Raw genomic sequence first — 11220 nt, 5'->3', positions numbered from 1 at the left:
GTACATGCTGACAGTAGAACGACACGAAAAAATATTGAGACTGTTGCTGGAAAAGCAGACGGTAAGTATCCAGGAACTGCTCGATGAAACGGGAAGCTCCGAATCGACGATCCGCCGGGATTTAACCGAGCTTGAACAGCAGAAAAAATTAAAGCGGATTCATGGCGGGGCGACTCGTTTGCAAAAAAAGCTTGAAGAGCCGACACTGGCTGAAAAAACGGTCAAAAACATTCAGGAAAAGAAAGCGATTGCTGAAAGAGCAGCTGCCTTCGTCGAAGAAGGAGACTGTATTTTTCTCGATGCGGGTACGACAACGCTGGAGATGATTCCGTTTCTTAAAAATAAAAAGGTTGCTGTGGTGACGAACGGCCTGATGAACATTGGGCTATTGGCTGATTTGGAAATCGAAACACATGTTGTTGGGGGAGAAGTGAAGGCAGGCACGAGAGCCTTTGTCGGGCGCTCAGCGATTCAAACGCTGGAAACATTCCGCTTTGATAAAGCTTTTCTCGGAACGAACGGGGTGACAAAGCAGGACGGCTGCACGACTCCCGACCCGCAGGAAGCCTTTATTAAAGAATATGCCAAACTGCGCTCGCGCCAAACATATGTCGTAGCGGATCACTCGAAATTCGGCGAGGTTGCTTTTGCGAAATTTGCCGCGATCGACGAGGTGACGCTGATTACAAGTTCAAAGGTCGAAGAAGAGCGCGATGTGAGACAGATGACGAATATTGAGGTGGTATCGCTATGATTTATACGGTGACATTAAATCCGGCGCTGGATTATTTTGTCCGGGTAGATGAGATCAAGATTGGGATGGTGAACCGTTCCGCGGCTGACCGGAAGGAACCGGGCGGTAAAGGGATCAATGTGTCGCGCGTCTTAAAGCGGCTTGGACATCACAGTGAAGCGTTAGGCTTTATTGGCGGTTTCACAGGTGAGTTTGTGAAAAGCGTGATCGAAGAGGAAGACATCGGGACGAGCTTCACAGCGGTCGAGGGTGATACGCGGATTAATATCAAAATAAAAGGGCACAAGGAAACCGAAATTAATGGCGTCTCGCCAGTCATCAATGAACAGGCTCTCAGCCGGCTGTATGAGCAGCTCGCCGTTCTTTCGCCAGGTGACACGCTCGTCCTGGCGGGCAGTGTCCCGGGGTCACTTCCGCATGAAATATATAAAACGATGACTGCCGAAGCGCAAGCTAAGGGAGCAGAGGTGTTTGTGGATACGAGTGGTGAGCCGTTGCGACAGGTGCTGGAGGCGAAGCCGACATTTATTAAACCGAATCATCATGAATTAGGCGAGTTGTTTGGTACGGTGATTTCCACACCTGAGCAGGCGCTTCCCTTTATCAGGCAGCTTCATGAACAAGGGGTTCACTATGTGCTTGTCTCCTTTGCCGGAGAAGGGGCGATTCTTGGCGCCAACGGCCAGATTTTTGCCGTTTCTCCACCGAAGGGAACCGTGAAAAATTCGGTCGGGGCAGGAGACTCGGTAGTGGCTGGATTTTTAGCGGCGCAGAAAGAGGGGCTTGCCCTCAAGGAGGCCTTTTGCTTTGCAGTCGCGGCCGGCAGTGCCACGGCGTTTTCTTCGACATTTTGCCAACGGGAAGAAGTGGAGAGATTAGCGGCGACGATTAAAGCCAGCATATGGGAAGGGTGAGTAAAGTGAAAATTTCCGATCTATTAAAAAGAGACACCGTGATTATAGAGATGGAGGCCAAGGATAAGGCGAGCGCGATTGATGAGCTTGTTGCCAAGCTCGACTCAGCCGGCCGTCTTGAAGACGCTGCGGGCTACAAAGAGGCGATTTGGAAGAGGGAAAACCAAAGTACTACGGGGCTTGGCGACGGGATCGCGATTCCGCACGCCAAAAGTGAAGCGGTTCGCACCCCAGCGATCGCCTTTGGCCGTTCGACAGCCGGGCTTGATTATGATGCGCTTGATGGACAGCCGACTCATTTGCTGTTTATGATCGCCGCATCTGCCGGGGCAAATGAGCAGCATTTGGCGACACTTTCGCGTCTGTCGACTTTTTTGATGGATGAAGGCTTTCGAGCAGCGCTTCTTCAGGCTGAAAGCGTGGATGATGTCATCAATGCGATTGACATAAAAGAGCAGGAGGCGGTTGAGGAAGAGCAGAACGAGGAAGACGGGCAGCAAGGCTACCAGATACTCGCTGTCACCGGCTGCCCAACAGGAATCGCCCACACGTATATGGCGGCGGATGCGCTGAAGTCGGCAGCAAACGAGCAGAATATTTCATGTAAGGTAGAAACCAATGGTTCGAGCGGGGTGAAGAACCGCTTAACCGCTGAGGATATCGAGCAGGCTGAGGCAATCATCGTTGCCGCCGATACAAAAATTGAGCTGGAGCGTTTTGCCGGAAAGCGGCTGATTCAGGTACCCGTGGCTGATGGGATCAAGCGGCCGAAGGAGTTGCTGGAGAAGGCTTTAGCTGGGGATGCGGCAGTGTACCATGGCTCGAAGCAGGAGGATAGGAAGGAAGAAGGAACAAGCGGCGGGGGCTTTTATAAGCATTTGATGAATGGGGTTTCCAATATGCTTCCGTTCGTTGTCGGCGGTGGAATTTTAATCGCGATCTCCTTTATGATCGATATCGACTTAGATCATCCATTAGCAGCGATGCTTGATGCGATCGGCGGTGGCACGGCTTTTGCATTAATGATCCCGGTGCTTGCGGCGTTTATTGCAATGAGTATTGCTGACCGGCCTGGTTTTGCCGCCGGGATGGTCGGCGGCTTAATCGCGTTCAACGGCGAAGCCGGTTTCCTTGGAGGGCTGATTGCCGGTTTTCTCGGCGGCTATATCGCGCTGATGGTTAAAAACATGCTGGCCGGTCTGCCTGACGCGCTCAGCGGGGTTCGGACGATTTTGTTCTATCCGGTGCTGAATATCTTTCTAACCGGGATGGCGATGCTTTTTCTCGTTAGTCCGCTCAGCGCATTTAACTCCGCACTCGAAAGCTGGCTTGGAGGGATGGGAACAACCAATATCGTTCTGCTCGGCGTCATCCTAGCGAGTATGATGGCGATTGATATGGGAGGTCCGATCAACAAAGCGGCTTTTACCTTTGGCATTGCAATGATTGATGCCGGCAACTTCGGACCGCATGCCGCGGTCATGGCGGGAGGGATGGTGCCTCCGCTTGGGATCGCGTTGGCGACGAGCTTCTTTAAAAGCAAGTTCACCAAACAAGAGCGTGAAGCAGGAAAAACGAACTACCTGCTAGGAGCTTCCTTTATTACGGAAGGAGCGATTCCGTTTGCTGCGGCGGATCCCGGGCGGGTGCTGCCTGCGGCGATTATCGGGGCGGCGGTGGCCGGCGGGTTAACGGCATTTTTCGGCATCGGGCTGCCTGCGCCGCATGGTGGGGCATTTGTCATCGGTCTTGTGTACGGAAGTTGGCTCCTTTATGCATTGGCGATAGTTGCAGGAGCCGTGGTCACCGCACTGATTCTCGGGGTTTGGAAGAAAAAAGTAAGTTGAAGCTGCTGTTTTACAAAAGGAATGGTCTGCCTATAGAGGGCGATCATTCCTTTTTTTGATCAAAAAGGACTATTCGGGATGATACATGGAAGTCACTGACCCCACATGCCACAAATCCGGAGTGAGAAACCCACTGCAAGAATCGTGACGGTTCTCTGCATTGCTTAAAGGCTTTGGCAAACGAAAAAAACAATTATCTCTCACTCCCGCTTTCTTGAGGGTAGGATCTTGTAAATTGCTGACGAAAAATAAGTAAATATGAAAAAATTTCTTTATAGAACTATTTTCATTGTGGTAAGGTATAATAGTACCATTCCAAATGAAGGAGTGTTATACATAATTGGCAGGATGTTTTAGAAAAGTATACTTTTTTGTGTAAGAAGGACTAAGGAGGGCAGTATGAGTATTCGTAAGAAGCTTATTGGAATTATTTTAACTGCGGTAATTGGATTTGTCTTATTACTTGGAGCTGTTTATTATGCTTATAATGAACTAGTAGTCATGGATAATGAAACCGACCGGATTGTTGAGGCGGTAAACTTAGGACAGAAGATCCTGTTACATGCCAACCAGGCTCGGGTTAACGAATCTGAATTTTTGCAATCCTTCAATGAGGAAAATGTTGTCGCGGTGGAAAGTGAAATCACACAGCTGCAGGCAGCGGTCGATGAGCTTGCCGGCATGACGAACAATGACGCGATCAGTGAAAGCAGCCGGATTTTAACTCAATATTCAACGATGTATTCGACACGCTTTCAGGAGCTCGTTCAAACGCAGCAGGAAATCGGATATGGGCCTGACAGCGGCAAACGTGGGGAGCTGAACCAGGCGGCGGAGCAATTTGACGCGTTGCTGAGAGCGCAAAATGATACAGTAACATTACAGCTGTTCCAAGAATTGCGGATGATTGAAAAAGACTTTATCGCCGACCAGATTCCGGTCAGTGAATTTTCACAAGTAAGAGAACAGATTGCCGAGCGAATTATGAGCGGCAATTATCCGGAGGCCCAGCAGGAGGAGCTGATCAATGCGTTAAATTCCTATACCGGGATATTTAATTCAATTCAGCAGCTGATTATTTCCCAGCTTTCATCCTCCCAGGTTTTCCAATCAATCATCGGTACGATGGATATTGAAGTCGGAAACATTAACAATGTTCTTACAGAAAGCTATGAGCGGATTGTTCAGGAAAAAGAAAGCCTGATGGGAATGTTGATGATCATTATGGCGACTGTAAGTGCGGTTATTCTGCTCCTTCTTGTCGGAATTGGTTCGATCGTCCTGCGTTCGATTTCAAAATCAGTACAGCAGTTGCAAAGCGGAGCGGAAATCATCGGCGATGGAAACCTGGCTTACCGGGTGGAAGACAGCGGGAAGGATGAGCTTGGCAAAGTAGCACGCACCTTTAATGAGATGGCGGCCCAAGTGCAAAAGTCGATGATTGAGGTTAAGAGTGCTGCCAATCAACTGTCGGCCTCGTCAGAGTCTTTATCCGCTGTTTCTGAACAGACGACGGCGCAAAGCTATGAGGTCAGTAAGGCAATTGAGCAGGTAGCGATAGGAGCGCAGCAGCAGTCGAGCGATATTGAGCAGGGCTCGCGCTTAATTGATGGTATGACTGCGCAAATTAATACGATCAATGAACATGCTGAAGATATTGCCGTTCAGGCACAAACAACGAGTGAGCGTGGACAGGCCGGTATCGAAGTCGTCAACGAGCTTGATCAGACGTCAAGAGAGTACACAGCTCTGGCTCAAACGGTGATCAACAGTGTTGAGGACGTAGCGAACCAGTCTCAGCAAATTGCTAAAATTCTTGTGACGATTGAGGAAATTTCAGAGAGTACTGGATTGCTTGCTCTGAATGCGGCAATCGAAGCGGCGCGGGCAGGAGAAGCTGGAAAAGGCTTTGCTGTCGTCGCGAATGAAGTAAGCAAGCTTGCAGAGAAGACAAAGGGTGAAACAAATAACATCCAGAAAGTCATTAAGACGATCAATGAAAAAATTGCGGCGTCAACTTCGGAAGCGCAGAAGTTGGAAATATACAATCAGCGCCAGCAAGTAACCGTCGATCAGACGCTAACATCGTTCCACGATATTGTTGAGCATGTAACGGGAATTGAAGAGAGTACAGAGAAAATTAGACATGCTCTTACGACCGCGACGGAATCATCTCGTAATTTAGTAGCGGCGATGCAGGATATAAGCGCAGTATCGGAAGAGTCCGCTGCATCAAGTGAAGAAGTGATGGCATCAAGTGAAAATCAAATTAAGGCGATTGAAGAAGTGAATATCTCGGCAACTGAACTTCTGCAACTTTCACAAACGTTGTTAGCCGAGGTGAATAAATTCCAGCTTGACGATAGCAATGCAGCTCAGGAATACAGCGACTTTGAAGAAATAGCTGAAGAAATCGAAGACTTCGAAGACTTCCGTGATGAAGCTGACGTGGAAACCGGGGTAGAAGAAATTGAGGTTGAAGCCGAGGCGGAAGGAACTGAGCCGGAAGAAGCTGAGGAGCAGGAACAATCCCGTCGATAAACGTTAGTTGAAGCATCGGGGTTGGGACAGAAAGACGAAGATGAGAATGAAAAACATGGCAGTGGCCCCGTTCTGGGCAAATCTTTATCAAAGCGAGTGTCCTCGGTAAGGATGTAACAAGCAGGCTCAGACTTTGCGCATTGCTTCGAGCTTGAGATAAAAGGGAAAAGCTATCCTTTTATCTCAAGCTCTTTTTTTGTATACCGGCTTACATCGCTTTCTTTTTCAGCTTTAACGGGGAGCGGAGCTGATGATTCTCATTCAGGTTAACGAGCCCGATTCCAAGGAGGATCAACACCATCCCGACGATTGAAATAGGATGAATCGACTCCCCGAGCAGAAGCCAGCCGCAAAGGACGCCGATCATCGGGACGAGCAGTAATGATAGGGACGCCTTGCCACCCTCGCCCTTTTCAAGTAAATAAAACCATAGCACGAACGCAAACGCAGAGGCGATCACTCCAGCGAACAGCAAGGCTAAGACAGCAGGTATCCCCCATTGAATGGATTCTCCTCTTTCGAAGAGAAGGGAGTAGACCAATAATCCGACGGCTCCAATCGCCATCTGATAAGTCGTGAATTGGATCTTATTATGATTCTGGAGAATCTTCTTTACGATAATGTTTGAAACCGCCCAGCCGACTGACCCCGATAGAACGAGCAACTGCATGATAAAGGCCAGTCCGCTCCATTCAAATTGAAGTGGGTTAATTTCGAGAATGAAAAAAAGCCCGATAATCCCTAAAAAAAGTGCTGTGATCTTTAGGGCTGTCAACCGTTCACCGAGAAAAAAGTGGGCAAGGAAGGCGAACCAAAACGGCATCGTGAAAGATAATAAACTGGTAATTCCTGTATCAAGATACTGAAGAGCCTGTTGGTTGATCGTAAAGACGTAGGCGGTCTGAAGCAGGCCGCAAATCGCATACCATTTCCAATCGCCTTTTTGCGGCAATGGGATCCGCTTATAATAGCAAACAGCTAATAGGACTGCCGCCCCTAAACAGAACCGAATGGCCGAAAAAAGGACAGGAGGAAAATAATCAAGGGCCGTTTTCATAACGACCCAATTAAATCCCCAAATTAAACAAAGTAAAATCGTTAACCAGATAATAAGGATCTCCCCCAGTTAAAAAACGATTATGCTCGCGAATATTGTTTCGGAATGTCGATTTTATGGTTGAGCGTGCGGGCAGCATGAAGCGGCCAATATGGATCGCGCAGCAGACCGCGACCAATCGCTACTAAGTCGGCATCATTGTTGCCGATGACCGCATTAGCCAGTTCTGGACTGTCCAGTCTCCCGACACTGATGATTGGCAGGTCAAATTGTTGCTTAAACGCCTGCGCATATGGTACCTGATAACCGGAGTGCGTACCTGGTTTGCCGTGCGGACCCATTCCGGCAACTTCGAGCGGAGCTTCCCCGCCGGCACTAATATGAAAAATATCGACACCGGCAGCTTCATACTGCTTGCAGATATCTAACATGTGGGCAACGTCATATCCGCCAGCTGAAAACTCTGTTGCCGAGACACGCATCAGCAATGGCATTTCTGCCGGCAGCTCACTTTTTACCGCCTGAATGACTTCGACGCCGAATTTGGCCAGATTCTCTCCATATTCGTCATCACGCTTATTAATAAGCGGGGAATGAAATTGATGAATCAAATAGCCATGCGCCCCGTGCAATTCAATCGTATCAAAACCGGCCTGAACAGCTCTTTTTGCCGCCTGGCGGAATTTTTCCACAAGGGCATTAATCTCATCCTTGGCTAACGCCTTTGGCACTTTGAAGGTTGAATCATAGGCAATTGCTGATGAGGAAACAGGAAGTTCGGCATCCTCCGCTTTACGGCCTGCGTGGGCGATTTGAATCCCCATTTTTGCGCCGTGCTTATGGCACGCTTCGACGATTCTCGCATAAGCCGGAACATGATCATCGGACCAGATTCCTAAATCATAGTCCGTAATCCGGCCATCCGGCTCGACGTCGGTCATTTCAATGATAATCAGGCCGGCTCCGCCGACCGCCCGAGACGTGTAATGTGTAAAATGCCAATCATTCGGCTTGCCGTCTTTGGCTTCGACTGAGTATTGGCACATTGGCGCCATCACGATACGATTCTTTAATGTAAGTCCTTTGCAGGAAAACGGGGAAAATAAATGTGTCATCTCTGTTCCTCCTTTAGTTTTCAATCGGTCTGCTAATATGTAATGCATTTGTGAAGTTTCTTCTGAATGGAACGGTTTCGTCAGGACTCCACGTAGTTATTTTACTAATAAATAGGAAGAAAGGAAACCAATGTGCCTATTTCTATCATTGTTTCGTTTACATAGTGAGGAAGACGGAAACCTATGTAATAAGAAAAAGATAATAAATTACATATAATAGATAAAATGCACTAATTATCAAATTAAGTTATAAATTAGGGTTTTGCTTTTCACTAATGTTGGTACATAGAGTTATGTAACACCCAATAAAACTTTCAAGGAGGATGATGGAAATGGCTACAAACAATTCTACTGGAAACATGACACGTGAGGAAGCAGGTCGTAAAGGTGGAGAAGCGAATGCTCGCCAGCACGATAGAGAGCACTTCGAAGAAATTGGCAGAAAAGGCGGCGAACAGACAAGCCAAAATCATGATCGTTCCTTTTATCAGGAGATTGGAAAAAAGGGTGGAGAAGAAAATGCCCGTCAGCATGATAGAGAGCATTTTCAGGAGATAGGTCAAAAGGGAGGAAGAAATTCTTCGGGAAACAACCAGTCTTCCAATAATAATAACAACAACAGCAACAACAACAACAGCAACAACAATAACAACAATTAATGCAGAGTGAAGTGAGAGAGCATCGTTTAGGCATCACTGTCAGTCATCAGTAAGGCAGCTGCCCCAAAAAGGATTTATTTTGGGGCGGCTGCTTGTTTTCGTCTATTCAAAACGCAAAAGCTGGAACAGCTCCTCTTCATTTACGAGTACATCGGCCAGCGTATATTTATTTAGCACTGACAGGTACGCATGCATCGCTTCGCCCAATACTCCCTTTAAACGACAGGATGGTGAAATCACACAAAGGTTTTTACTTGGATCAAAGCATTCGACTGTATGAAAATCCTCTTCCATCAGCCGGACAACCTGACCGATGTTAATCTCTTCCGGGCTTTTTCCTAAACGGAGCCCCCCGTTGCGACCGCGAATGTTTTCAAGATAGCCTGCTTTTCCAAGCTCATATACGACCTTCATCAGATGATTTTTCGATATGTGGTAACTGTCGGCGATTTCCTTGATAGTCGCCAGTTTTTCCTGCTTGCGTACAGCCAAATAAATTAATGTGCGTAAGGAGTAGTCTGTATAATTTGTTAAGCGCATGTTATCTTTCCTTTCTAAGGGTGGCAACCTGAATCCATTAAATCTCTTTTCATTAATGGTATCATCAAAAAAGAGAAATGGCATGTAATGCGTAAGATTTGTGTCCAAATTATTAAAGAAGTATTTAAAATATTGCTTTTAACCTCCATTAGTGAAAGAATGAAACTAGCTTCATAAACTAATGGGGTAGGGGGAGTTAAAATGTTAGATCAGAAAACAATTGAGGTTATTAAATCAACAGTACCAGTGTTAGAGGAGCATGGGGAGAAAATCACAACACATTTTTATCAGACGATGTTTACCAATCATCCGGAGCTATTGAACATTTTTAATCATGCGAATCAAAAGAAAGGCAGACAACAGGCCGCTTTAGCGAATGCGGTCTATGCTGCGGCGGTGCATATTGATCAGCTTGAAACGATTTTACCTGTCGTCAAGCAGATCGCCCATAAGCACCGGAGCCTGGGGGTCAAAGCAGAACATTATCCAATCGTAGGTGAACACTTGCTGCAAGCGATCAAGGACGTATTGCAGGAAGCGGCGACAGAAGAAATCCTGGAAGCATGGGCTGCCGCCTACGGGGTCATCGCTGATATTTTTATCTCGGTCGAGGCAGAGATGTATGAGCAGACGGAAGCGCAGCAGGGAGGCTGGGCGGATTTCAAACCATTTGTGATTGAGCGTAAAGTGAAAGAAAGTGAAGTGATCACATCCTTTTATTTGAAACCGGTTGACGGTAAGATACTTCCTCCGTTTTCAGCGGGTCAATACATCAGTGTAAAGCTTGAAATTCCGGGTGAACAATATACGCATATTCGCCAATACAGCTTATCGGACGTCTCGGGACAGGATTATTACCGTATTAGTGTAAAGCGCGAGGATCAGAAAGAACCGGAAGGCAAGGTTTCGACGTATCTCCATCAACATTTGCAGGAAGGTGATGAACTGTTAGTCAGTGCCCCTGCGGGTGAATTTATCCTTTCGAAGAGCGCTCGTCCATTAGTGCTAATCAGTGGAGGCGTAGGTTTAACACCACTTGTCAGTATGCTGAAAACTGCGGTGCGGGAACAGCAAGAAAGAGACGTAACCTTTATTCACGCGGCAATGGATGGCAAGCATCACGCCCTGCGCGCCGAAGTGGATCAGCTGACCGCTGAGCATGAGCATGTGCGGGCATTTTACTGTTATGAGCAGCCGGCTTCTGAAGATCCAAAATATGATAAGGCTGGTTATATTGATGAAGAATGGCTTCAAACAATTATTGAAAAAAAGAATGCTGATTTTTATTTCTGCGGTCCGGTTGGTTTTATGAAAACTGTCGATCAGATTTTAACAAGTTGGGGAATCAATGAGGAACAGAAACATTATGAATTTTTTGGCCCGGCGATGAAATTATAACAGGATAATAGAAGGCTGTCTTAAAAGGAAATCTTTCCTTGAGGGCAGCCTTTATCATTCAATTAGAACAAAATATACGAACTAACTTGGAAATGGAAGTTTACTAATTAAAATCAGGAAAAGAAGGGCATTCATAATTCCAATCTGAAAAATGAGTTTAATTCTATTAATGAAGAAATCCGATTACATAAAGATACTATTAAAGTATTTTAGAAAATTAGTGCAAGGACAAAGTTTACTGCTTTTTAAAAAAATTTTAAAAATATGTTGTTAATGACGTTCTACAATGTCTGGATCTTGACGGCGCTAATTGTCCTAAAACTGACGGATTCACTGTCCAAAATGAAGAGGAAGCAATCCTTTGCTCCCCCTTCATTTTACAAATCTACTTGATA

Annotated in this window: 9 protein-coding genes; 6 read left to right on the top strand and 3 right to left on the bottom strand. The window is 46.7% G+C overall.

The window, feature by feature from the left end; translation table 11 throughout:
• Nucleotides 1–4: 4 nt before the first annotated feature.
• The 4 genes from M3212_RS17150 to M3212_RS17135 all read left to right on the top strand — a co-directional run bounded on the left by M3212_RS17150 (nt 5) and on the right by M3212_RS17135 (nt 6056).
• Complete coding sequence (locus M3212_RS17150) at nt 5–754, top strand: DeoR/GlpR family DNA-binding transcription regulator (RefSeq protein WP_251195199.1); 750 nt, start codon at nt 5–7, stop codon at nt 752–754.
• Nucleotides 751–1668 (top strand): 1-phosphofructokinase, encoded by a 918-nt coding sequence (gene pfkB / locus M3212_RS17145; protein ID WP_251195198.1) that lies wholly within the window; start codon nt 751–753, stop codon nt 1666–1668. The genes M3212_RS17150 and pfkB overlap by 4 nt, the downstream gene beginning before the upstream one ends.
• A 5-nt stretch (nt 1669–1673) precedes the next feature.
• On the top strand, nt 1674–3515 hold the full coding sequence (locus M3212_RS17140; protein WP_251195197.1) for a PTS fructose transporter subunit IIABC: 1842 nt from the start codon (nt 1674–1676) through the stop codon (nt 3513–3515).
• 399 nt (nt 3516–3914) lie between these two features.
• Nucleotides 3915–6056, top strand: coding sequence for a methyl-accepting chemotaxis protein (locus tag M3212_RS17135; RefSeq protein ID WP_251195196.1), 2142 nt, complete (start codon nt 3915–3917; stop codon nt 6054–6056).
• A gap of 208 nt (nt 6057–6264) precedes the next feature.
• Here the strand turns inward: M3212_RS17135 and M3212_RS17130 are convergent, their stop codons facing one another.
• Both M3212_RS17130 and M3212_RS17125 read right to left on the bottom strand, forming a co-directional pair.
• Nucleotides 6265–7164: a DMT family transporter gene (locus M3212_RS17130; protein WP_349774204.1), complete on the bottom strand. Its 900-nt coding sequence runs from the start codon at nt 7162–7164 to the stop codon at nt 6265–6267.
• 29 nt (nt 7165–7193) lie between these two features.
• Nucleotides 7194–8228 carry an NADH:flavin oxidoreductase/NADH oxidase gene (locus M3212_RS17125; protein ID WP_251195194.1) on the bottom strand — a complete coding sequence of 345 codons (1035 nt, stop codon included), beginning with the start codon at nt 8226–8228 and terminating at the stop codon, nt 7194–7196.
• A 323-nt stretch (nt 8229–8551) separates the two neighbouring features.
• On the opposite strand from M3212_RS17125, the gene M3212_RS17120 reads away from it, so the two are divergent.
• Nucleotides 8552–8887, top strand: a complete 336-nt coding sequence (locus tag M3212_RS17120) for a general stress protein (RefSeq protein WP_434084057.1) — start codon at nt 8552–8554, stop codon at nt 8885–8887.
• A gap of 102 nt (nt 8888–8989) precedes the next feature.
• On the opposite strand, the gene M3212_RS17115 is transcribed toward M3212_RS17120, so the two are convergent.
• A complete protein-coding gene (locus tag M3212_RS17115) occupies nt 8990–9427 on the bottom strand; it encodes an Rrf2 family transcriptional regulator (protein WP_251195193.1) in 438 nt (145 codons plus the stop codon).
• 201 nt (nt 9428–9628) lie between these two features.
• Between M3212_RS17115 and hmpA the strand changes: the two genes are divergently transcribed.
• On the top strand, nt 9629–10825 hold the full coding sequence (gene hmpA, locus M3212_RS17110) for an NO-inducible flavohemoprotein (RefSeq protein ID WP_251195192.1): 1197 nt from the start codon (nt 9629–9631) through the stop codon (nt 10823–10825).
• The last annotated feature ends 395 nt before the right edge of the window (nt 10826–11220 follow it).

It is taken from the genome of Halalkalibacter oceani (genome assembly GCF_023715705.1).
GTDB lineage: Bacteria > Bacillota > Bacilli > Bacillales > Bacillaceae_D > Halalkalibacter > Halalkalibacter oceani_A.
The sequence above is the reverse complement of the archived record's forward strand: the minus strand, read 5'-3'. Positions and strand labels throughout refer to the sequence as shown.